The sequence below is a fragment of the Serratia proteamaculans genome (genome assembly GCF_946227095.1).
Classification (GTDB): Bacteria; Pseudomonadota; Gammaproteobacteria; order Enterobacterales; family Enterobacteriaceae; genus Serratia; species Serratia proteamaculans_E.
The window spans coordinates 284,108-305,882 of the sequence record NZ_CAMISV010000006.1 but is presented as its reverse complement, the minus strand read 5'-3'; the positions used below and the strand labels follow the sequence as shown (position 1 = coordinate 305,882).

Below are 21,775 nucleotides of genomic sequence, written 5' to 3'. Positions count from 1 at the left end.
TTTTGATCAACAAAACAGTTGCCATAATCCTCCCATATCGCTTCAACATCCTAATGAGAGAATAAAATTATGAGCATCCCTGCATTTGGTTTAGGTACCTTCCGTCTTCAGGATCAGGTTGTCATCGACTCGGTCAGCACCGCGCTGGCACTGGGGTATCGCGTCATTGATACCGCACAGATCTATGAAAACGAAGCGGCAGTCGGCCAGGCGATCGCTGTCAGCGGTATCCCGCGTGAAGAGCTGTTCATCACCACCAAGATTTGGATCGCCAACCTGGCGAAGGGCAAGTTGATCCCAAGCCTGCAAGAGAGCCTGAGCAAACTGCAAACCAGCTATGTTGATCTGACCCTGATCCACTGGCCGTCGCCGAATGACGAAATCTCTGTCGCGGAGTTTATGGCTGAGTTGGCGGAAGCTAAAAAGCTGGGCCTGACTCGTCAGATTGGCGTGTCCAACTTCACTCTGGATCTGATGCAGCAGGCGATTGATGCGGTAGGCGCGGACCAGATCGCCACTAACCAGATCGAGCTGTCGCCGTATTTACAGAACCGCAAGGTAGTGGAGTGCGCCCAGCAGCACGGCATTGCCATCACCTCCTACATGACGCTGGCCTATGGCCAGGCGCTGCAGGATGAGACCATCAAGGCTATCGCGACAAGCCGCAACGCTACTCCGGCACAGGTTATCCTGGCCTGGGCGCTGCAATTGGGTTACGCGGTGATCCCATCATCGACCAAACGTGAAAACCTGGCGAGCAACCTGTTGGCGCAGCAACTGACGCTGACCGCCGAGGAAATGGCGGCAATCGCCAGTCTGGAAAACAATGGCCGTCTGGTCAGCCCGGAAGGCCTGGCACCGAACTGGGATTGATTCTCTAGCATCTATGCATCAGGGCGCCCAAACGGGCGCCTTTTTTATGGTGCCAAACGCTCACTGATAAAATCGATAAAGCTGCGCAGGCGGTTGCTGACTGCACTGTCGCTGTAATACACGGCATTGACTGGCATTGCTACTGGCAGGGTTTCAGCAACCAAAATGGGGACCAGATCGCCGCGCTTGATATCTTCATCAATCATAAAATTCGACAGGCAGGCAATACCGTTGCCGTGCAGGCACAGGTGACGCTGGGTTTCACCACTGTTGGTGGTCAGGCCCGGGGTAATCTCTAGCTGGCGACCGTCGGCACAGGCCAGCGGCCAGCGGTTCAGACTGGGCAGGTCGTTAAAACCAATGCAGCAGTGCTGCTCTAATTCTTCTACCGTCTGCGGGGTGCCGTACTGCGACAAATAGGCGGGAGAGGCGAGAACGCGCCGATAGCTGGTCATCAGTTTGCGTGCCTTCAGGCTGGAGTCGGTCAACTCACCGACGCGGATGGCAATATCCACCTTGCGCTCGATCAGATTGATAAAGTTCTCCGATGACACCAGCGACAACGTCATCTCCGGGTAGAGCGCCCGAAACTCTGCCACCAGCGGCGTTAATACATGCAGTACTACCGGTGTGGCGGCATCGACGCGTAGCAACCCCTGCGGACGCAGACGGCTTTCCATCAACGCATTCTCTGCCGCCGCCATATCACTCAGTACCTTCTGCACCTGACGGAAATAGTTCTCCCCTTCCTGCGTCAGGCTGATCTGGCGCGTAGTGCGGTTAAGCAACGTCACGCCCAGTTTGGTTTCCAGCTTCTTGACCGTACGGCTGACCACCGAATTCGCCTGATCAAGTTGTTCTGCCGCCCGGCTGAAGCTGCCGCTTTCTACCACGGTGACGAAGGTGATGAGTTCATCGGAGTTCGCTTTCACTGTTGCTCCTTTGGCAAAATTAATTTGATATTTTGAGCATTTTTATCATTTAAGCATAGGCCGATAATAGCCGTCATCAACCTGAACGCTATTTGGAGTAAAAAAGATGCCTCTCGCATTACTTGCATTGACCATCAGTGCCTTTGCTATTGGTACGACGGAATTTGTGATTGTCGGACTCATCCCGACGATTGCAGAGCAGTTAGGGGTAACTGTGCCGTCCGCCGGGCTGCTGGTGACCATTTATGCTATCGGCGTGGCCATTGGTGCGCCGGTGCTGACGGCGTTAACCGCCCGTGTGCCGCGCAAGCTGCTGTTGATCAGCCTGATGGTGCTGTTCACCCTGGGTAACCTGTTGGCCTGGCAGTCGCCAGGCTATGAGTCGCTGGTGATAGCGCGTCTGCTGACCGGTCTGGCCCATGGGGTGTTCTTCTCAATCGGTTCTACCATTGCTACCAGCCTGGTGGCGAAAGAGAAGGCCGCCTCGGCGATTGCCATTATGTTCGGCGGCCTGACCGTGGCGCTGGTGACTGGGGTGCCCTTGGGGACCTTTATCGGCCAGCACTTTGGCTGGCGTGAAACCTTCCTGGCAGTATCACTGATTGGTGTGATCGCCACCGTGGCCAGCGCTATTTTGGTGCCAAACAACATTAAAAATCAGGCCAGTGCCAGCATTAAAGACCAGTTTAAAGTGCTGACGCATCCTCGCCTGTTGCTGATTTACGCTATTACTGCACTGGGTTACGGTGGCGTGTTCACTACCTTCACCTTCCTGGCGCCGATGATGCAGGAACTGGCGGGCTTCTCCGCTCCGGCAGTCAGCTGGATCCTGCTGGCCTACGGTATTGCGGTGGCGATTGGTAATATCTGGGGTGGCAAGCTGGCGGATCGTCACGGAGCGGTGCGTGCATTGAGCTTTATTTTCGCCGCTCTGGCCGTTCTGTTGCTGGTGTTCCAGTTCACTGCCAGCCACAGCATTGCCGCGTTGCTGACGGTGATCGTCATGGGGGTATTTGCCTTTGGTAACGTTCCGGGTCTGCAGGTGTATGTGGTACAAAAAGCCGAGCAGTACCAGCCAAACGCAGTGGATGTGGCTTCCGGCCTGAACATTGCGGCCTTTAATGTGGGTATTGCCCTTGGCTCCGTGATTGGTGGCCAAACCGTGGCGACCTTGGGTCTGGCGCAAACGCCGTGGATTGGTGCGTTGATTGTGCTGGTGGCGCTGTTACTGGTGGGTGTCAGCGGCAGGCTGGATAAGAAGTACCGGCAGCAATTGGCCTGAATCTTATAGCTTTCTCTTCTCTGGCCCGCATTTTGCGGGCCTTTTCGCATTTATGACACGCCACCGCCAACCTTTACACACATATACTGTCAGAAGATTGAAATCCCTGCATCACGCCCCTATAACTGAAAGGGTATAACCCCTAAAAGCCATGCCGTCAGCCGAGGGCAGGCGTATAATCAATTCATTGTTGGCGGGAATGTCACCGCCAGTTTCATCCTAATGGGAAATAGGCGAATAGCGTGCCGAAACGAACTTATGCAATGAGGTATGTTGCAGGTCAGCCAGTTGAGCGAATTTTCCCTGGCGCCATCGACCAAGCGCTGCCGCCCGGGGCTGCATTGCCCACGTCCGGCGCGTTACGGGTCATGGTGTGGAATATCTTTAAACAGCAGCGAGCCGACTGGCTTTCGGTGCTGAAAAGCTATGGCAAGGATGCGCAACTGGTGCTGTTGCAGGAAGCGCAAACCACACCTGAACTGGTGAGCTTTGCTACGTCCAACTATCTGGCAGCCGATCAGGTGCCGGCATTTGTGTTACCGCAGCATCCTTCCGGGGTAATGACGCTGGCGGCGGCACATCCGGTCTATTGCTGTCCGCTACGTGAACGTGAGCCCTTACTGCGATTGGCCAAGTCGGCGTTGATCACCGTCTACCCGTTGTTTAACGGTCAGTTATTGATGGTAGTGAATATTCATGCGGTGAATTTCAGCCTGGGCGTGGACGTTTACAGCAAGCAACTGGGGCCGATTGGTGAGCAGATTGCCCATCACCACGGGCCGGTGATCATGGCCGGGGATTTTAATGCCTGGAGCCGTAAACGAATTAATGCGCTCTATCAGTTCGCCAGCGATATGGCGCTGCGTGAGGTGAACTTCACCGATGATCACCGCCGCAAGGCTTTTGGTCGCCCGCTGGATTTTGTGTTTTATCGCAATATGGGGGTGGCAGAGGCTTCGGTCCTGGTGACCAGCGCGTCGGATCATAATCCACTGCTGGTGGAGTTTCATCCAGAGGCCGACAAACCGCATTGGTAAGGTTCCCCCCCGTATTCAGGACGGGTCACAGACAATAAAAAAGCACCCCGAAGGGTGCTTTTTTTGTGCCGAAAATTTAGGTATCCGGCGACGTTTTATCGCTGACAAACAAGGTCAATTTCAGACCCGGTTGCAGGCTGCTGCTGGCCTTGGCAAGCGTTGAGTTCCAACGCATCACGTCGTTAATATCGACGCCGTGACGACGTGCAATACTGGCAAGCGAATCACCTTTACGAACCTGATAGGTGATACTGCTGTTACTGCCGGTGTTGCTGGCCACTTGCAGGGTTTGCCCAACTTTTAGCGTGCTCCTGGCACGTAAATTGTTCCAACTCTGCAAATCGCTGGACTTGATATTCAACCGCTTGGCAATGCCCGATACCGTGTCGCCGGAGCGCACTTTATACGAGCTGCCACCGGACAAACCGCTGTTCTTCGCCAACTGGGTGGTTGGCTGAGTCACTGCGATCTGGCCATCGGCCAACGAGTCTTTCAGCTGATCGGCATGACCTTTGGGAACCATAATGTAATGGGGCCCGTTGGGTGCCGTAACGCCTTTTTTGTAGCCTGGGTTGTAAGCTTTCATCTTGGTCAGCGAAAGCCCAGCCATCTCAGCCGCCTGAGTTAACTGTATTTGCTGCCCAACATCAATACGCGCCAGTGCACGGGTGTTATCAGTCTTAGGCAGATTGATACCGTACTTTTTGCTGTTCTTAATGATGTCGCTCAGCGCCAGCATTTTCGGGACATAAATTGACGTTTCACGTGGAAGCGACAATGCCCAGAAATTGGTTGGCTTACCCTGGCGTTTATTCGCCTTAACCGCCTGCATGACACGGCCTTCACCACTGTTATAAGCAGCAATGGTCAGTAACCAGTCGCCGTTAAACATGCGGTTCAAATACTGCATCATATCAAGCGCAGCAGTCGTCGAGGCCACGACATCGCGTCGCCCGTCATACCACTGGTTGTTTTTCAAACCATAATTCCGACCCGTTTGCGGCACGATTTGCCATAGCCCTGCGGCGTTGGCACTTGACGTGGCGTGGGGGTCAAAAGCGCTCTCCACTATGGGTAGCAGTACCAGTTCCATCGGCATATTGCGTTTCTTAATCTGCCCGACTATCCAGTACATGTACGGCTCTGCCCGTAATGTTACATCGTGGAGATAGCTCTTACTTTTTAGGTACTTTCTTTTTTGATCACGGATCCGGGAATTTTCCGGAACCTCCATCTTCAGCTCGTCGCTAATGAAGTTCCACAGGTTCTGTTGCGCGGCACCACTATTGTTATCTAGCCACCGCGCCGAGCTCGCTCGACCATTCGCTGTGTACTCTCCTGCTTCACCTTCTTGACCTGCCGAAGACAAACTCTGTGCATGCTGTTCTGGGGCCGGTGCGTCCTGCCTGGACGACTGGCACCCCACTAGCAAGACTGAGGCGAGAAATATCGCTTTAGCCTTCATGTGTGTGTCAATATAGTTGCTTAAAAGACGAGCAATCATACGTTGCTTCGCCAAACAACACAACTAAAAGCTCAGAAGTTGTCTTTTCGCAGGCGTAATTCGGAAAAAACTGAATGAAGGTGCTTTGGTGGCGTGTTGAAGCCTAATTTCTTTTGTAAATCAGTGTCATGGCAGCGTAAGAATAGGTTAATTTTACGCTCTAATTGTAGCAGGGTAGGGACGCTGGGTTGGCCTTTTGCCCGTAACGCCTCGACTTGTTGCTGATATGTTTCAATCTGTCGATCTTCCGGCAAAATAGCCCGCGCAAACTTAAGATTTGAAAGCGTATATTCATGCGCGCAACAAATTAAGGTGTTATCGGGAAGTTGCGCGAGCTGTTGAAATGCGTCGTACATTTGCTCGGCGGTTCCTTCGAAAAGCCTGCCGCAGCCAGCAGAGAAAATAGTGTCTCCGCAGAACAGATAAGGTGCGCTATAGAATGCTACATGGCCCAATGTATGTCCGGGAACCGCGATGGTGGCGAATTTTCGACCGTTGATTTCGATGGTTTCGCCGTCATGAACAATGTGGTTAGCACCTTTGTCGGCGGTTTCCTGCGGGCCATAGATTTTTAGCCCGGGATAGCGCGCTGCAATTTGCGCTACACCGCCAACGTGATCGTGATGATGGTGGGTCAGCAGGATCGCGTCAGGTGTCAGATTCAGGCGGTCCAGCGCTGCCAACACCGGCTGTGCCTCGCCGGGATCGACGATCGTGCAATGCCCCTGCTGGTCATCCAATAACCAAATGTAATTGTCCTGGAAGGCGGGAATACTGATAAGATTCATGTTGGACCTCTCGTTGGCAACGGCTTGAAAGAAGATAATAAATCATGAAACCAGCCCATACTCTACAAAAGCTCACCGGCCCACAGTCCTGGGCGGAGTTGCCGTGGGGGGAATACTATCGTGAGGCGCTCGAGCGGCAGTTGCAACCCTGGTGGTCGAAGCTGTTTGGTTTCCACCTGCTAAAGCTCGGCAATCTCAGCGCCAGCCTGGCAACCGACAAATGCGCCATTTCTCATCAGGTGAATGTGGGTCTGGAAGGCGATAACCTGCAGGTGGTCGCTGATGCTTACCAGCTTCCCTTTGCCGCCAAGTCGGTGGATGCCTGCCTGTTGGCGCATACGCTGTCTTATGCTGACGATCCGCACCGCATGCTGCGTGAGGTTGATCGCGTGCTGATCGACGACGGCTGGCTGGTAATCAGCACCTTCAATCCGTTCAGTTTACTGGGGTTGGGCAAGCTGGTTCCCGGGTTACGCCAACGTCAGCCTTATATCAGTCGGATGTTCACCCAGATGCGCCTGTTGGACTGGCTGAGCCTGCTGAATTATGAGGTACTGCACCAGTCGCGTTTTCACGTGTTGCCGTGGCAGCGTAAAGGCGGGAAGTTTTTATGCACTCACTTACCGGCGCTGGGGTGCATGAGCGTGATTGTGGCGCGTAAACGCACCTTGCCGCTGACGCCAACACCGATGAAGTTCGGTGCCAGGAAGCCTGCGCTCAGCCGCGCCGTCGGCGCGACCAAGAGTTATCGCAAACTGCCTTAACTTTCCGGTTTATAACCGACGTCATCCTGGGTTGGATTACCGGCCGCATCGCGCGCCAGCACGTCGCAGCGTTCGTTTTCCGGATGGCCGGCATGGCCCTTGACCCATTCCCATTTGACGGTGTGGCGCTGAATGGCCAAATCCAATCGCTGCCATAAATCGACATTCTTGACCGGTTTTTTGTCGGCCGTTTTCCAGCCGCGCTTTTTCCAGTTGTGGATCCAAGTGGTAATGCCTTGGCGCACATACTGGCTGTCGGTGCTCAGCACCACTTCGCAAGGGGTGGTCAGAGCTTCCAGCGCGACAATCGCCGCCATCATCTCCATGCGGTTGTTGGTGGTCAGGCGGAAGCCCGCGCTGAAGGTTTTTTCAGTCTGCTTATAACGCAGTATTGCGCCATAACCACCGGGGCCCGGGTTGCCAAGGCAGGAGCCGTCGGTGAAAATTTCTACCTGTTTGAGCATCTCTGGTAGACTCTTCCTATCAGTTTTATAAAAGCCAAGTCTGACATAAACACGCGCTGCGAGCACTGCAATATGATCTCTACAACCACCAGACAGATTGTCCTCGATACCGAAACCACCGGTATGAACAAACTCGGGGTACATTACGAAGGCCACCGCATTATTGAAATTGGTGCGCTGGAAGTGATTAACCGCCGCCCGACCGGCCGTCACTACCACGTCTACATCAAGCCGGATCGGCTGGTGGATCCTGAGGCCTATGGGGTTCACGGCATCAGCGATGAGTTCCTGGCAGATAAACCGACCTTTGCCCAGATTGCCGATGAGTTTATCGACTTTATCCGCGGCGGTGAGTTAGTCATCCATAACGCGTCGTTCGACATCGGCTTTATGGATCACGAATTCCGCATGCTGCAGCAGGGCATTCCGAAGACCGATACCTTCTGCACCATCACCGACAGCCTGTTAATGGCGCGCCGCCTGTTCCCGGGCAAACGCAACAACCTCGATGCCCTGTGCGGCCGCTACGAGATAGACAACAGCAAGCGTACGCTGCACGGCGCGTTGCTCGATGCCGAGATCCTGGCGGAAGTTTATCTGGCGATGACCGGCGGTCAGACGTCGATGGCCTTCCAGATGGAAGGCGATACTCAGAATAGTAATTCAACGCAGGACATCCAGCGCATTGTGCGCCCGGCGACGACGATGAAAGTGGTCTACGCCAGCGATGAAGAAGTGGTGGCCCATGAGGCGCGTCTGGATTTGGTGGCGAAAAAGGGCGGCAGCTGCCTGTGGCGTACAGAAGTGGAATAACGGTGTTTTAATCTGGGCAGATAATCTTTCGCCCCTGTTAGCTGAAAAACTGTGCAAACGGTTCATTTAGTAAGAGAAAGGCATTGACGCCATAGTGGCTCAACCGTAATATGCGCCTCGTTCCTCTCGAAAGAGAAGAACGGCGCGGAGCGGTAGTTCAGTTGGTTAGAATACCTGCCTGTCACGCAGGGGGTCGCGGGTTCGAGCCCCGTCCGTTCCGCCAACATTCAGAAGCCCTGAGTTAGCAATAACTCAGGGCTTCGTTGTTTTTAATCTTTGCTTAATTCTGCCTTGGCAAAGGTCACTGCCTGATTGGCTGCCCATTCGCGGCGGGCAATGATTCGATAACCTCCCCCACCCAGTGCCGCACCGATAAACCAACTGAAGTTAGCCACCTGATGCAGGCCCGGCGTAAAGCTGATGGCCAGCCCGATCACCACGGCCGGTACCAGCGCCCAAATTGCATTCGGATTGAAGCCATTCTTGTACCAGTAACGGCCGTTTGGCGTGGCGTTATACAGATCGTCGACGTGCAGTTCACCGCGCTTGATGATGTAAAAGTCCACCAGCAGAATGCCAAACAGTGGGCCGATAAAGGCGGCCAGTACGTCCAGCGTGTAATGAATCAACTCGGGTGACTGGAACAGGTTCCACGGCGTCAGCAGGAATGAGCCGACAGCGGCGATCATGCCGCCGGTGCGGAAGCTGATCTTCTGTGGTGAGCAGTTGGAGAAATCAAATGCCGGCGATACAAAGTTGGCCACGATATTGATGCCGATGGTGGCGACAATCATGGTCAGTAAACCCAGGGCGACGGCGATATCGCTGTCGAGACGGGTGACGGTTTCGATCGGATCGGTGATGAGCTGCCCAAACAGCGGCAGGGTGCCGGAAACGATCACCACGGTCACCAGCGAGAACAGCAGATAGTTGAAGGGCAGGCCCCAACGATTACCGCGCTGCACTTCGGCAAAGCTTTTACCGTAACGGGTAAAGTCACCGAAGTTAAGCAGCGGGCCGGAGAAGTAAGACACTACCAGCGCGGTGGCGGTCAGCATCAGCCAACCCTGTTCACCGGTACTCAGGGTTTTGCTCGACAGTGTGAGAGACAGGTTGGAAAAACCGACGCGGTAAACAATCCAGCCTGCCAGCGCGAACATCACCACGTAAACGGCTGGGCCGGCGATATCGATAAACCGTTTAATGGCCTGCATGCCGTGCCAAAACACCATCGCCTGCAACAGCCACATGGTGATGTAACAGACCCAACCCAGTTGCGACAGCCCGAGGAAATGCGGCTGGGTCATCGGCTCCAGCGACGGGAAGAATTTCAGCAGCGTCAGCATCAGTGCGTTGGAAGCCAGATAGGTTTGGATGCCGTACCAGGCGAAGGCGATCATGCCACGGATCACCGCCGGAATATTGGCACCGAACACGCCAAACGCCTGACGGCTTAAAACGGCGTAGGGCACGCCGCCGAGCTGGCTGGGTTTTGCCACCAGGTTGGCGCAAAACTGCACGATGCAAATCCCCACCAGCAGACAAATCAAGACCTGCCAGCTCGACAGGCCAAGGGCGAAGAAGCTGGCGGCCACCACATAGCCGCCCATGCTGTGTACATCCGACATCCAGAAAGAAAAGATGTTGTACCAGCTCCAGTTCTGGTCACGCGTGGGGGCCAGGTCGTCGTTACACAGCTTGGGACTGTAGTTTTCATTAGGGTTTGGCATAAATCGTGCTCCTCTCAAGAACGTCACCCGGATGTTGTTATCTGTTTTTTGGCAAAGATTGCTGAGAGGGCTTTTGCAGGATCCAGGCCAGACTGCTCATTTTTGTATACAAAAGATATTGTTCTTGTATACGATTTGATTATCTAAGGGGACGGGGAGCAGCAAAATGATCGGTACAGCGATCGGTATCAACGCCGCGTGGCATGGGCAGCAGGCCAGTTATTTCATTGAAGATAAAGACGATCATATTTACAACTCGCTGGTGAAGGCGATTGTTGAGCATAGGTTGCTGCCCGGCAGCAAATTGCCGGAAGAAGCGTTGGCGGAGACCTTTGGCGTCAGCCGTACCGGTATCCGGCGGGTGCTACAGCGCCTTGCCGCAGTGCAATTGGTCACCCAACTGCCCAAACGTGGTGCACAGGTCGCCACGCCGGGGCAGGGCGAAGCGGCGAATGTTTTCCAGACGCGAAAAATGCTGGAGTGCGCCAACCTGCCGCAGGTGATTGCTCACTGCCGTGAAGAGCACTTGTTGGCGATGGAACAGATAGTGGCGCAGGAGCAGCAGGCCCACCGCGATCAGGACGGTGCGGCGGCGATCCGCCTGTCCGCCGCGTTTCACGTTCAACTGCAGGCGATCGCCGGTAATCAGGTGCTGACCGAGATGGTTTCACTGCTCACCCTGCGTTCATCGTTGGTGATAGCCGTTTACGGCTCTCCCTGGCAGCAAGGCTGTCGCTGCCACGATCACAGTGATTTGCTGATGTTGCTGCGCGACAAAGACAGCGCGGCGCTGGCGGATCATATGGCCCATCATTTTGACGATATTGTGGCCAATCTACGGTTTGACCAGGGTGTAAATGAAACGCCGGACTTTGCCCAAATCTTTGCCGATTCCGGCTCGCGGGAGTTGCTATGACCGCGGGCTGCATCATTCAAGTCATCAATCCAAACACCAGCCGGAGCATGACCGAAACCATTGCTGTGGCAGCTCGATCGGTGGCCGCACCCGATACCGAGATCCTGGCGGTCTGCCCGCAGGAAGGGGTGCCATCAATAGAAGGGCATTTTGACGAAGCCATTGCTGCCATCGGCGTATTGCAACAGGTGAAGTTGGGACGTGAGGCGGGTGTCAGCGGCCATGTCATCGCCTGTTTTGGCGATCCGGGCCTGCTGGCGGCGCGGGAGTTGGCAAACCGGCCGGTGATTGGCATCGCCGAGGCGGCAATGCATATGGCGACGCTGGTGGCGACGCGTTTTTCCATTGTCACCACCCTGCCGCGTACGTTGGTTATTGCGCGGCATTTACTGCATCAATACGGCTTTGAGCGCCACTGCGCTGCACTGCATGCGATCGATCTGCCGGTATTGGCGCTGGAAGACGGCAGCGGTCTGGCGCAGCAAAAGGTGCGTGAACACTGTATTCAGGCAAAACAACAGAACGGCAGCGGGGCGATTGTGCTCGGGTGCGGCGGCATGGCCGATTTGGCGCGTGAGTTGACTCAGGAACTGGGGATCCCGGTGATCGACGGCGTCAGCGCCGCGGTGAAAATGATCGAGTCGTTGCATGCGCTGGGTCTGAACACCAGCAAACACGGCGATCTGGCTTTTCCGCAGGCCAAACCTTTGTCCGGTATGTTTGGCGGTTTTAACCGGTAATCAGTAAAGGGAAACAGCGATGAGTGACTACCAGTTCAATCAGGATTATCCCCGTGATTTGATCGGCTACGGTGGCCAGCCACCCCATGCCCGTTGGCCGGGACAGGCGCGGATCGCGGTGCAGTTTGTCCTTAACTACGAGGAAGGGGCGGAAAATAGCGTGCTGCACGGCGACGCCGGTTCCGAACAGTTTCTCTCCGATATTATCGGCGCGGCCAGCTACCCTGAACGGCATATGTCGATGGAGTCTCTGTACGAATATGGGTCACGCGCCGGGTTCTGGCGTATCCATAATGAGTTTCAGCGCCGTGGCCTGCCGCTAACGGTGTTTGGCGTGGCGATGGCGCTGGCGCGTAATCCGTTGGTGGTCGAGGCAATTAAAAACGCCCATTATGACGTGGTCAGCCACGGCTGGCGCTGGATCCACTACCAGCACATGGACGAAGCGACCGAACGGCAGCATATGCAACAGGCGATAGCGGTATTGCGCGATCTGTTCGGCCAGGCACCGCTCGGCTGGTACACCGGCCGCGACAGCCCGAATACCCGCCGGTTGGTGGTGGAGCAGGGAGGTCTGCTGTACGACAGCGATTATTACGGTGATGACCTGCCGTTCTGGACTGAGGTGCAGTGTGCCAACGGTGAGACCAAGCCGCATTTGATCGTGCCCTATACGCTCGAGGCTAACGACATGCGCTTTGCTTCGCCGCAGGGGTTTAACACCGGCGAGCAGTTCTTTACCTATCTGAAGGACAGCTTTGATGTGCTGTATGCCGAAGGGGCGGAATCGCCGAAGATGCTGTCGATCGGCATGCATTGCCGTTTACTCGGGCGTCCGGGCAAGTTCCGTGCGTTGCAGCGTTTCCTGGACTATATCGAGCAGCACGATCGGGTCTGGGTATGTCGTCGGCAGGATATCGCCGACCATTGGCTGGCGCAGCACCCGTTCAAGCAATAAAGAAAGGGCCGATACGGCCCTGAATTTTTACGCCACCGAAAGGGTTCGATGACCAACGGGATCCTGGCTCGGCCTGACAACAATTTCAATGTCATAGCCGAGGCGGTTGAGACAATCCATCAACTTTTTTTCCGACATGTTGAAAAATTTACCGTTATACAGGGCAGAGACACGCGCCTGTGGCAGGTTCATTCGTTTGCCCGCTTCAGCCTGATTGAGACCTAATTGTTTGATGGTACTGATGATCTGGATAGCGAGATCGGCTTTTAGTTGCAGATTGTCGGCATCAGGCAGATTTAAATCGGCAAAAATGTTATCCGAGCCGAGCTCAAAATCATTTTCGTCATATTTTGCCATTTTTCATGTCCTCATAAACCTGTTTGGCTCTATTAAGGCGAGACTTGATGAGTTCAATATCCGCTTTTGGCGTCGCTACACCTGTCTTGGATTTTTTCTGAAAGCAGTGCAGCACAAACACGGCATCCTCAAATCGTAGGGTATAAACCGCTCGGTAGGTATTACTGTCATGGTCTTCTACGACTTCCAATACGCCTGCGCCTTGAAACCCCTTGAGAGCCTTCACGCCAGGGGGGATTAATCCGGCCTGCGCGCAATGAAGGGAATAACCGATGGATTTAATGACTTCATCCGGCAGCGAAAGTAGATCTTTTTTGCTGCTGGCGATCCATACCAACTGTCTTACCCGATGTGTGTCCATGAACGATCACTCCTTGATCATATTTTTGGATTATTACACAACTGATATAAAGCGGCAATGCGGGAAGGGAGGTTGGGCGGAGTGACCTCCGCCCGAAGGATCAGAACAGGACGGAGTAGTTCAGGCCAAAGGTACGGCCGCGGCCTTTATAGCTGTAAAGCTCTGGCGAGCCGTAAGTTGGGCTATAGAGGATCGGTGCGCGCTGGCCCCAGACGGTGGTGTATTCCTTGTCCAGCAGGTTTTCCACGCTGAAGCTGACTTTACCCACTGGCAGGGCGTAGCTGCCAAGGAAGTCGATGGTGTTGTAGCCATCAATTTTGCGGCCCTGAGTGGAGCCGGCCTTGGTGTAGTCGCCGTCATCCGACACGTCGAAGCTTTGCTGTGACTGCAGGCGCAGGTTCCAGTCGCCCGGTGCCCAGCCGACATAGGCGGTGACTTTCGACGGGCTGGCGGTGTCCACCAGCAACTTTTTCCACTCGCCGTTGACCTTGGTCTCGGAGCGAATGAAGTTGAAGTTGGTGCCCGCGCTCCAGTCACTGTCTTCGAAGAAGTAATCGACCGCGCCTTCCACCCCGTAGATACGACGCTTATCCGAATTGACGTTAATGGTCATGTCGGTTTTGTTGATCGAGATACTCTTATCGGACAGAGAATAGTAGCCGGCGATCTGCGTGCGCAGGTTGTCGCCGGTATAGCGCCAGCCGAGCTCATAGGAGTTAACCTTGATGCCTTCCAGCTTGGAGTCGCCGACGTTGACGCTTTTGTTCAGCTGATAGTGGCCGTTGTTCAGCGAATAAGTGCCGTTGCCGTAATATTTGCCCGGATCCGGGATCTCGTAGCCCTGCGAGAAGTTGACCCAGGTCTGTTGACGTTCGGTCAGGTGCGCCAGCAGGCCAGCGTTGAACAGGGCGTTATTGTAGTCGGTTTTTCCGCCAGGGATAGCATCCGCTGAGGTTGCACCGCCGGTAGCGATGGCCTGCTGTTGGTTATAGCCGACAAAGTCATCAATCTTGTTTTCGGTGTACTGATAACGCACACCGCCGCTCAGGGTAAAGATCGGGTTGATGTCGTAACTGGCCTGCATAAAGGTGGCCAGATTGCTGGTGGTATAACCCGGATAGCGGCCGGTGTTATAGGCATTTTCCAGCGTCATACCGCCGGATTGTTGCGCCTTCGCCAGATTGAAAAACTGCTGATTGGAGTTGAAGCTTTCGTGCTCGGCGTCGATGCCATAGGTCAGCGTCAGGGCGTCGATCGGTTTACTGTTCAGCGTCAGCTTGCCGCCGTAAAAATCGGTTTTCTGCTGTGAGGCGCCGATGCTGCTGACGTAGTAGTTCGGCGCTTTACCTGCCAGCGTCGGGAACGGATAGAAGGTCAGCGATTCATCGCGATAATAAACCTGGGCGACCAGATCCTGCCCGAGGAAATCGGTGTTGGAGTATTGCAGGTTAATCAGATGGCGTTCGGTGCCAGGAATGCGGTCTGAATTCAGGTTACCGCTGTTGTACGCCTTGGCGCTGCCGGTCACCGCCGCGAAATTCTCCCCCAGGTACAGGCCGTGGTCACCATCGGACTGGCTTTTGTAATACTGGGTGGTCAGTTGCAACTGCTGGTGATCGTCAATATTAATGGTGCCGGTACCCATCACGTCGAGACGATCGGAATACTGCAGGCCGGTCTGGGTATTGTCGATCAGGACTTCATTGCCTTTGCCATCGTACCAGCCGCCGTAACGCTGATAGGAAACCGACAGGCGGCCTGAGGCGTTGTCGTTGCCACCGCTGACCGCTGCCGCCACGTTCTCGTCGTGGTCGTTATGGCCACCAAAGCCGGTTTTGCCGCCGACCTGCAGCTCAACCTGCTGCTCTTTTTGGCCTTTTTTGGTGACGATGTTGATCAAACCGCCGGTGCTGCCGCCGCCGTACAGCGAGGTGGCACCGGAGATCACTTCAATGTGGTCGATATTAAACGGGTCGATTGAGTCCAACTGGCGGCTGTCGCTGCGTGAAGAGTTCAAACGCACGCCGTCGATCATCACCATCATCGAACGGCCGCGCAGGTTCATGCCGTAGTTGGTTCGGCCCTGACCGCTGACGTCCATCCCTGGGATCAACTGCGCCAGCATGTCCTTGATCTCTTTGCCGCCCTGTACCTGTTGCTCAATTTCCTGGCTTTCAATAACCCAGGTGGTCTGCGCCATTTCGGCCACGGTACGGTGCGAGCGGCTGGCGGAAACCACCATTTGCTCTTCGCTTTTTTGTTCTTCTGCCCAGGCCGCTGCGGGTGCGAGCATCGCCAGCAGACAAGGATTTAATACCCAGAGGTGTTTGCGCTTCATCATTATTTTCCAGTGTTTCCCATCATTGGTGTGTAGTTAAAACTCGGTGTAATTGAGCATGACGTGATCGGCACGGGCTGGGGTGCCCGGTTGCCGACTGCGCCATTGGATCACCGCCGGGGTGGACGTTAAATCGAACTGGTCGCGTCCTAAAGCCCGGTTGAGAATACGAGCCGATCGCCAGGCCATCAGGCTGAGCTGGGGTTCGGCGATGCCGTGACTGTGCATGCCGGCGTTAACCGCAAACAGGCAGTTTTCCTTGGGGCCTTCCCACTCGAGGGTAAAGTCGGGGGCCACGCGGTATTGGTCATCGGCCGTGGTCAGCAGACGATCCGCCAGCGGCTCGAGGAAAGCCGGGCGATCCTGCTGATAGCCGGTAGCGAAGATCACTACATCGGTATCAAAAGTTTCCTTACCCTGATCGAGATGGTGATGAGTCACCAACTGCCAGCCGTTGCCTGCGGCCTGGATCGCCGCCAGCGAGCGGCTTGGCAGCAAGTGCGCCCAGGGCTTTTCACGCAGCACTTCAAACTGGTGATACATCGCGCGGTAGATAGCCAGCAGTGAGTCGCTGGTGATACCGTCGGAAGTCATCTTCTGCTCGGTCAGCATGCGCTGCTTGGCGCTGTCGTTCAGGCCATAGAAGCTGTCAACGTAGTCCGGCGTGAAGTACTCGTTGGCGAAGGCGGCTTCGTCCAGCGCGTTATAGTTGTTGCGACGTGAGATCCAGTTCAGCTGCGCCGGCTGGCCCCATTCGGCGCGGAAGATGTTCAGGAACAGATCGGCACCGCTTTGGCCGCCGCCGACGATAGTGACGCGCTTGCCGGTCAGGTCCGGGTTGCGTAGCGTCATCTCACTGGCGTGGAAGCAGCGGTCGTTCTGTTCGGTGACGCAGTCCGGCAGTTTGATACGTTTGCCGATGCCCAGACAGACGTGGCGCGCCCGGTAGGTGGCTCGCGGGGTGGTGACGACAAATTGGCGCTGCTGGTCGTCAAAATCCACGCTTTGGATCTCCTGGCTGAACTCGAGCGACTTCAGGCCATTGGCGGCCCAGTCGAGGTAGTCGGCGAACTCTTCACGCGATACCGTGCGCAGCTCGGTGGTCAGGAAGCGGTAAAATTTCTTCCGTTTCACCAGATAGTTAATAAAGCTGTAGGGGTTGGTCGGCGATACCGCGCTGACCAGATCCTTCAGGAAGCTGGTCTGCATATGGCAATCCGGCACCATCATGCCGGGGTGCCAGGAAAAGTGCGGTTTGCGTTCGAGGAACTTCGCGTTAAAACCGGCAACTTCACTGCCGAGTGCGGCAATGCTGAGGTTGAACGGACCTACGCCAATGCCGATGAAATCCAGGGGCTGATTCATTGGGCAAACTCCTTGGTGACCAGGTAAAGAGGGTTATCCAGATCCTGCAGATAGTTTGGCAACATGCGGCTGCCGCCATCCTGCTCCGAGTAGGTGAGTTTCACCGGGTTGAGCACCACGCGAATGATTTGTGGTTTAAACAAATCAAACAGGGCAAAACGTTCCGCCATCTCCGGGTGCTGTGCCATATAGCTTTCCAGCACCTGCGCCAGCAGTTGATAGAAACGGGGTTCACTGACCCCGCAGGCCTGCATCAATGGTGAGATAAAACGCAGCACGGTGACGAAATGCCCGGTTTGCAAATCATGGATCAGATAGTCGGCGGACAGACGTACGGTGACGTCTTTCACTACTTTCGGCAGCGAAGCCGCTTCGGGGAAGTCCTGATCTACCAGGCGCATATCCCCCTGGAAGTCTTTCAGCAGCACGCGTTGCGGCACCTGGTCTTTCATCACCAACGTGATGTTCTGCCCGTGGGCGATCAGCGCCACGCCGTAGCGGCACATCAGGTGGTACATCGGCACCACCACCACGCGGAACATCTGTTGCAGCCAGGCTTCGGCGTCGAGATCCGAGTTGGCAATATAGGCGGCAATCAACGGCTGACTGAGGTTGTCGGTTTCCATCAACGTCGCCATCAAAATGGCCTGTTCGCCTTCCTGCAGATAACAAGAAGGGTTCTCACGCCAGATCACCCCGAGCATTTCCTGATAGCGGTAGGGCGCCTTGGCCAGCGAAGCGTAGGTTGGGTGAGTCATATAACCTGCCGCCGGTTCGCCAAGGATCTCGGCCCCGCTGGTCTGCAGCGTGCTGTCTTCGGCAAAAATCTGTTGTAGCCAGCGGGAAGCAGCCGGTCCGGCGCTGATGTACTTGCCCGGGATACCGCGATAGCACGAAGTGTTGTAAATGGTCAGCGGCAACTTGATGTCGAACGCGGAACGGCGACTGATGTTGGTCAAAGTGCGCAACGATTGCTGTGCCAGATAGCTGTCGCCGAATTCACCCAGCTCCACCAGTTCCCCTTCGGCCAGCTGCGGCAGGAAGTGTAGGGCGATTTTTTGCTGCCACTGCCACGGGTGCAGTGGCACCGGGATCCACTCCTGGGTCAGTTTCAGCTCGCGCCAGCGGCGGTCAAAGCGCTGACGTTCGACGCTATCCATGGCGCTATCCAGCAGATTTTCCAGCGGGTAGGCTTCATCAGCACACCAGACGAAGCTGCCGCGTTTGGCTGCCACCCAGTGCAGCCGGAACTGGCCCTGGTATTCCGGCGCATATTGCTGCAGCGCGGTCAGGCCCCAACCGCGACGGCCTTTGTTAAAGATAAACTTGGGATGCCCTGCCAGCAGGCATTGCAGCGCATCGGCGTCCAGCGCGATCAGATCCTGCGCACTCAAGCCGTGGCGGGCAGACAGCAACTGCATATCGCCGCGCAGCGTGGCGTACAGATCTTCCAGATGTTCGGCGACCTGCGCATCGTCCATCTTCAACACCTGCGCCAGTTGGCGCAGCGTTTGGTCGGCGGCTAACGGTGATTGATCGCAGCTCAGCGTCGTCGGGTCGATGTGCAGCCAGCCCCAGATGCCGCGTTCGGCGCTGAAGCTGTAGTGGGAGTCGCCCAGCGCAATGCGCCATTGCCCATCCTGTTGCTCGGCATGCAGCGTGCGTTCATATTCCAGTTCGGCAAGGATCTTGGCGATCATCTGGCGATTAACGCGCTGCCAGTCGGCGTAATCTGGGGTCATCATACGCAGGTCTCCCGGAAGAACTCATCACGCTGATTCACGATCAAACGCGAACGTTTATGCGGGAAATCAAACTCTTTAAGGGTGTGATAGCCGGCTGCGGGCAGGTGACGGAACAGCCGCTGGTTGTCGGCACGCGGCTCGGCGACCACTCGCGTGGTACGTGGCTCATCTAGATACAAATAATGCGTCAGGCCGCGTAGCCAACTGCGGATGTACTGCGCGCCGCGGCAGTCTTCCTCACCGACCAGCATATGCAGTCCGCGATCGAAGGGTTGCCAACGGTAGTGACGGCCAATGCGATCCTCCGGTGCCCAATAAACTTCGAAATAACCAAATGGGCGATCGTCAAAGCAACCCAGCAGCGGGTAGCAGTAGCTGGAGTCCAGTTGACGCTGCAGGTAGGCGGCCTGAGTTTCGAGTGGGCCGCTCATTTCCCAGAAGGCATCGACACGCGGCGAGTTCATCCAGCGGGTGAATTGTTCGGCATCACGTTCCACTTCCGGCAGGCGGAAGCTCAGGGTTTTCTTCAATTGTGGGTCGTAACGGCGATAGACTTCGCCGTTGGGGCGCGCTGGGCGTAGTGGAAACCACAGGCTGCGTTCGGCATCATACTGCATCTGGCCAGAGGCACGGTTGCGTTCACCGCTGAGCCACAACGGTAATTGATAAAAGGTTTCACGCGCCAGATAGTCACCGCTGGCCAAGGCGAACAGCGCCTGCGCCTGTGGTTCTTCACGCCATTGCGCATAGGGCAAGGTGACGCCGCTGAGCTGCGGCGCAGCTACCAATAACTGGTCCAGCGCCGGTACCAGCCAGCCCTGCGGCAACGGGCCCGGATAGTGCAGCACGGCGCTGCCGTCGAGACCGAGACCCAGCTGCAACTGCTGTTCCAGCCGCTCGCAACGGAAACCGTCGCCGGCATGCATCAGTTTGGCGTGCGGCATCATTGGGTGGCCCCCTGGCGCAGCGGGTTAACGAAGTCGAAGTAAATCACCGCCGGATCGACGATGGTGTTTTCGTTATGGTCGTGCAGATAACAGAAGAAGTTGCCTTTGCAATTCCAGTGGCTGCTGTCGAGCACGTAGTCCAGGCACAGGGTGTTTTTGGCGCTGGCGCGCAGGCCGCTCAGTGCGTCGCGAACCCGGGCCATCAGCTGTTCTTCACTGTCGAAACCGGCCGCGGCCAGTGCGGCGGTTACCGCCAGGCTGGAGTTCACCAGCAGGTAGTAAGGGAAGTAGCGCAGCAGTTGCTGTTCGCTGAAGCGGTTTTCCGCATCGGCTTCGCCAATTTCTTCCAGCCAGGGGCCGGCATCACGGGTAAAGCCGCTGCCCTGACAGTCGCGGTACAGCATGCCGATCGGCAAATCCTGCTGCATCTCGACCAGAATGTTTTGCTGGTGGGCCAGCAGCACCAGGCCGTAATCGGCTTCGGTGCTGAACAGCGGCAGCAGGACCTGTTGGCAGTAAGCGTCCAGCCAGGTATGGGCGGCCTGTTGCAATGGCAGATTCAGACGGCTGGCCAAACGGCGTACCGCGGCAGCCAGCAGGCTGTCACCGCCATCCGGCGCGGCTTGGGTCAGCGTCACCAACACGTTGGTCTGGCTTTGTGGTTGGTCGAACAGCAGGTTATCGCGCAGCGCCATCAGGCTTTCTTCCTGGATGGTGCCGTCCGCCGAACGCAGACCGGCCCAGCCGTCTTCCTGCATTACGCGGAAGGTTGGATAGCGTGCTTGCAGCTGTTGCCAGCGCGGCGTTTGTGCCAGACGCGCGAGGCGGATGCCGCGCTTCACTTCTTTTACTGACAGGGTGCGTACCGAGTTGGTCAGACGCACGCTGAGGGAAAACTTGATCATGTCGCGGTTGCTGGCGCTGTACAGCGAGCGCGAAGAGCTGGTTGGCAGCCAGCGTTCGCCGGCTTCGCCCAGATCGTGCAGCAGCCCCTGGGCCACCAGATCCTGACACCAGCTCTGGGTCAGCAAATGGTCGGCCTGCCAGGGATGCATCGGCAGCAGCCAGACGTCATCGCTAAAATGGGCCAGCAGTTGCGGGGCGCTTTCGGCGGTAAAACATTGCAGGCGTTGCTGTAGCGTCAGGTTCAGGCTGTCGCCGCACAGTTGGCGTTTATCCACGGCGAACCAACGCAGCGGGAAGCTGGCGCCAAAGTCCGGCAGATAGCGGCGCGCCTGCTGTTGGTTGAACGGCTCATGAGACTTCGGTGCTGGGTGGAAGGCGTGGCCGACCAGCAGGCCCTGTTCTGCCTGGGCGAAGTTCAGCGGCTTGTCGCGCAGTGCTGGCCAGTCCAGACGGATATCGATCGCCTGTTGGGTGTTGTCATGACTCTCCAGAACTCGCTGGCGGAAACGGGCTACGACTTCATCCGACAGTTCGCCTTTCACCGCCGGTTTTTCCAACATCAAGGAGATAAGCTGTTCTACGCTCAGCGCAACCCCGGCACCGTCATCCTGCTGATAAAGATAAGCAGGGAACAGATACTGGTGATGTTGAGTGGGGGAGGTATGGCGTAAAGCGATGCGAATAGCCTGAGAAGGCGAAAGTGGAATGTGGAGCTGCGGATGCTGTTGGTCGTTGGCTGGCGGAACGATTTGCCAGTCCCGGGTTTCACGCATCAATGCGTTGAGAAAACATTGTGCAGCCACGTCGGTCGTCGCGGTTTCAAACTGGATTGTCATGATCCCATTCACTGTTGAATCAATTGAGAATGATTCTTATATCAATAATATTTATTGTTATCAATCGTCCTATGATACAATTTTTCAATGAATTGAACATAACCTTATAATATTATTAA

General features: G+C 55.9%; 20 protein-coding genes and 1 tRNA gene. 9 read left to right on the top strand and 12 right to left on the bottom strand.

The genetic code is table 11. The features are described 5' to 3' along the window. The first annotated feature begins 69 nt into the window (after window positions 1-69). Window positions 70-873 carry a 2,5-didehydrogluconate reductase DkgB gene (dkgB, locus tag OC597_RS14885; RefSeq protein ID WP_262209300.1) on the top strand — a complete coding sequence of 268 codons (804 nt, stop codon included), beginning with the start codon at window positions 70-72 and terminating at the stop codon, window positions 871-873. 44 nt (window positions 874-917) lie between these two features. Here the strand turns inward: dkgB and yafC are convergent, their stop codons facing one another. Continuing rightward, complete coding sequence (gene yafC, locus OC597_RS14880) at window positions 918-1,805, bottom strand: DNA-binding transcriptional regulator YafC (protein WP_262209298.1); 888 nt, start codon at window positions 1,803-1,805, stop codon at window positions 918-920. Between the two features lie 106 nt (window positions 1,806-1,911). Here yafC and OC597_RS14875 point away from each other — a divergent pair, with 106 nt between their 5' ends. After that, entirely contained in the window at window positions 1,912-3,087 is a 1,176-nt protein-coding gene (locus tag OC597_RS14875; protein WP_261425589.1) for an MFS transporter, read from the top strand. Between the two features lie 242 nt (window positions 3,088-3,329). Then, complete coding sequence (locus OC597_RS14870; RefSeq protein ID WP_099064967.1) at window positions 3,330-4,124, top strand: endonuclease/exonuclease/phosphatase family protein; 795 nt, start codon at window positions 3,330-3,332, stop codon at window positions 4,122-4,124. A 76-nt stretch (window positions 4,125-4,200) separates the two neighbouring features. Here the strand turns inward: OC597_RS14870 and mltD are convergent, their stop codons facing one another. After that, entirely contained in the window at window positions 4,201-5,589 is a 1,389-nt protein-coding gene (mltD, locus tag OC597_RS14865) for a murein transglycosylase D (RefSeq protein WP_261253762.1), read from the bottom strand. Between the two features lie 71 nt (window positions 5,590-5,660). Then, the gene (gene gloB, locus OC597_RS14860; protein ID WP_261251490.1) at window positions 5,661-6,416 is read right to left on the bottom strand and encodes a hydroxyacylglutathione hydrolase; all 756 of its coding nucleotides are present in this window, start codon (window positions 6,414-6,416) and stop codon (window positions 5,661-5,663) included. A gap of 44 nt (window positions 6,417-6,460) precedes the next feature. Between gloB and OC597_RS14855 the strand changes: the two genes are divergently transcribed. Beyond that, window positions 6,461-7,180: a class I SAM-dependent methyltransferase gene (locus tag OC597_RS14855; protein ID WP_261251492.1), complete on the top strand. Its 720-nt coding sequence runs from the start codon at window positions 6,461-6,463 to the stop codon at window positions 7,178-7,180. Here the strand turns inward: OC597_RS14855 and rnhA are convergent. Beyond that, window positions 7,177-7,644, bottom strand: coding sequence for a ribonuclease HI (gene rnhA / locus OC597_RS14850; RefSeq protein WP_409977045.1), 468 nt, complete (start codon window positions 7,642-7,644; stop codon window positions 7,177-7,179). The genes OC597_RS14855 and rnhA overlap by 4 nt on opposite strands. Window positions 7,645-7,716: 72 nt before the next feature. On the opposite strand from rnhA, the gene dnaQ reads away from it, so the two are divergent. Together dnaQ and OC597_RS14840 are read left to right on the top strand one after the other, a co-directional pair. Next, window positions 7,717-8,457, top strand: coding sequence for a DNA polymerase III subunit epsilon (gene dnaQ / locus OC597_RS14845; RefSeq protein ID WP_410071716.1), 741 nt, complete (start codon window positions 7,717-7,719; stop codon window positions 8,455-8,457). A 146-nt stretch (window positions 8,458-8,603) separates the two neighbouring features. After that, a tRNA-Asp gene (locus OC597_RS14840) sits at window positions 8,604-8,680 on the top strand. A 46-nt stretch (window positions 8,681-8,726) separates the two neighbouring features. On the opposite strand, the gene OC597_RS14835 is transcribed toward OC597_RS14840, so the two are convergent. Beyond that, complete coding sequence (locus tag OC597_RS14835) at window positions 8,727-10,187, bottom strand: NCS1 family nucleobase:cation symporter-1 (protein WP_261251496.1); 1,461 nt, start codon at window positions 10,185-10,187, stop codon at window positions 8,727-8,729. 166 nt (window positions 10,188-10,353) lie between these two features. Between OC597_RS14835 and OC597_RS14830 the strand changes: the two genes are divergently transcribed. From OC597_RS14830 to puuE, 3 genes are read left to right on the top strand one after another with little or no spacing between them, the layout of a single operon-like run. Beyond that, window positions 10,354-11,103: a GntR family transcriptional regulator gene (locus OC597_RS14830; RefSeq protein ID WP_261283680.1), complete on the top strand. Its 750-nt coding sequence runs from the start codon at window positions 10,354-10,356 to the stop codon at window positions 11,101-11,103. Next, window positions 11,100-11,843, top strand: coding sequence for an allantoin racemase (hpxA, locus tag OC597_RS14825; RefSeq protein ID WP_262209293.1), 744 nt, complete (start codon window positions 11,100-11,102; stop codon window positions 11,841-11,843). Before OC597_RS14830 ends, hpxA begins: the two co-directional genes overlap by 4 nt. 19 nt (window positions 11,844-11,862) lie before the next feature. Beyond that, the gene (gene puuE, locus OC597_RS14820) at window positions 11,863-12,801 is read left to right on the top strand and encodes an allantoinase PuuE (protein WP_261283682.1); all 939 of its coding nucleotides are present in this window, start codon (window positions 11,863-11,865) and stop codon (window positions 12,799-12,801) included. Window positions 12,802-12,828: 27 nt separating this feature from the next. Here the strand turns inward: puuE and OC597_RS14815 are convergent, their stop codons facing one another. From OC597_RS14815 to OC597_RS14785, 7 genes are all read right to left on the bottom strand, one after another. Beyond that, window positions 12,829-13,158 (bottom strand): helix-turn-helix domain-containing protein, encoded by a 330-nt coding sequence (locus OC597_RS14815; RefSeq protein WP_207976426.1) that lies wholly within the window; start codon window positions 13,156-13,158, stop codon window positions 12,829-12,831. Continuing rightward, the gene (locus tag OC597_RS14810) at window positions 13,145-13,519 is read right to left on the bottom strand and encodes a type II toxin-antitoxin system RelE/ParE family toxin (RefSeq protein WP_262209291.1); all 375 of its coding nucleotides are present in this window, start codon (window positions 13,517-13,519) and stop codon (window positions 13,145-13,147) included. Before OC597_RS14810 ends, OC597_RS14815 begins: the two co-directional genes overlap by 14 nt. Window positions 13,520-13,619: 100 nt before the next feature. Next, the gene (locus tag OC597_RS14805; RefSeq protein WP_262209326.1) at window positions 13,620-15,857 is read right to left on the bottom strand and encodes a TonB-dependent siderophore receptor; all 2,238 of its coding nucleotides are present in this window, start codon (window positions 15,855-15,857) and stop codon (window positions 13,620-13,622) included. 36 nt (window positions 15,858-15,893) lie between these two features. After that, window positions 15,894-17,222 (bottom strand): lysine N(6)-hydroxylase/L-ornithine N(5)-oxygenase family protein, encoded by a 1,329-nt coding sequence (locus tag OC597_RS14800; RefSeq protein WP_085115305.1) that lies wholly within the window; start codon window positions 17,220-17,222, stop codon window positions 15,894-15,896. After that, window positions 17,219-18,967 (bottom strand): aerobactin synthase IucC, encoded by a 1,749-nt coding sequence (gene iucC, locus OC597_RS14795; RefSeq protein ID WP_262209289.1) that lies wholly within the window; start codon window positions 18,965-18,967, stop codon window positions 17,219-17,221. The genes OC597_RS14800 and iucC overlap by 4 nt, the downstream gene beginning before the upstream one ends. Then, a complete protein-coding gene (locus tag OC597_RS14790; protein WP_261251508.1) occupies window positions 18,964-19,914 on the bottom strand; it encodes a GNAT family N-acetyltransferase in 951 nt (316 codons plus the stop codon). The genes iucC and OC597_RS14790 overlap by 4 nt, the downstream gene beginning before the upstream one ends. Beyond that, the gene (locus tag OC597_RS14785) at window positions 19,911-21,656 is read right to left on the bottom strand and encodes an IucA/IucC family protein (protein ID WP_262209286.1); all 1,746 of its coding nucleotides are present in this window, start codon (window positions 21,654-21,656) and stop codon (window positions 19,911-19,913) included. Before OC597_RS14785 ends, OC597_RS14790 begins: the two co-directional genes overlap by 4 nt. Between the last annotated feature and the right edge of the window lie 119 nt (window positions 21,657-21,775).

Bases quoted from the DNA above. Each gene is read 5' to 3' on its own strand.
- OC597_RS14835 (WP_261251496.1), bottom strand. From the start codon at position 10,187: ATGCCAAACCCTAATGAAAACTACAGTCCCAAGCTGTGTAACGACGAC.
- OC597_RS14785 (WP_262209286.1), bottom strand. From the start codon at position 21,656: ATGACAATCCAGTTTGAAACCGCGACGACCGACGTGGCTGCACAATGT.
- OC597_RS14805 (WP_262209326.1), bottom strand. From the start codon at position 15,857: ATGAAGCGCAAACACCTCTGGGTATTAAATCCTTGTCTGCTGGCGATG.
- OC597_RS14790 (WP_261251508.1), bottom strand. From the start codon at position 19,914: ATGATGCCGCACGCCAAACTGATGCATGCCGGCGACGGTTTCCGTTGC.
- OC597_RS14800 (WP_085115305.1), bottom strand. From the start codon at position 17,222: ATGAATCAGCCCCTGGATTTCATCGGCATTGGCGTAGGTCCGTTCAAC.
- dkgB (WP_262209300.1), top strand. From the start codon at position 70: ATGAGCATCCCTGCATTTGGTTTAGGTACCTTCCGTCTTCAGGATCAG.
- OC597_RS14875 (WP_261425589.1), top strand. From the start codon at position 1,912: ATGCCTCTCGCATTACTTGCATTGACCATCAGTGCCTTTGCTATTGGT.
- hpxA (WP_262209293.1), top strand. From the start codon at position 11,100: ATGACCGCGGGCTGCATCATTCAAGTCATCAATCCAAACACCAGCCGG.
- OC597_RS14810 (WP_262209291.1), bottom strand. From the start codon at position 13,519: ATGGACACACATCGGGTAAGACAGTTGGTATGGATCGCCAGCAGCAAA.
- OC597_RS14830 (WP_261283680.1), top strand. From the start codon at position 10,354: ATGATCGGTACAGCGATCGGTATCAACGCCGCGTGGCATGGGCAGCAG.
- dnaQ (WP_410071716.1), top strand. From the start codon at position 7,717: ATGATCTCTACAACCACCAGACAGATTGTCCTCGATACCGAAACCACC.
- iucC (WP_262209289.1), bottom strand. From the start codon at position 18,967: ATGATGACCCCAGATTACGCCGACTGGCAGCGCGTTAATCGCCAGATG.
- gloB (WP_261251490.1), bottom strand. From the start codon at position 6,416: ATGAATCTTATCAGTATTCCCGCCTTCCAGGACAATTACATTTGGTTA.
- OC597_RS14855 (WP_261251492.1), top strand. From the start codon at position 6,461: ATGAAACCAGCCCATACTCTACAAAAGCTCACCGGCCCACAGTCCTGG.
- mltD (WP_261253762.1), bottom strand. From the start codon at position 5,589: ATGAAGGCTAAAGCGATATTTCTCGCCTCAGTCTTGCTAGTGGGGTGC.
- rnhA (WP_409977045.1), bottom strand. From the start codon at position 7,644: ATGCTCAAACAGGTAGAAATTTTCACCGACGGCTCCTGCCTTGGCAAC.
- OC597_RS14815 (WP_207976426.1), bottom strand. From the start codon at position 13,158: ATGGCAAAATATGACGAAAATGATTTTGAGCTCGGCTCGGATAACATT.
- puuE (WP_261283682.1), top strand. From the start codon at position 11,863: ATGAGTGACTACCAGTTCAATCAGGATTATCCCCGTGATTTGATCGGC.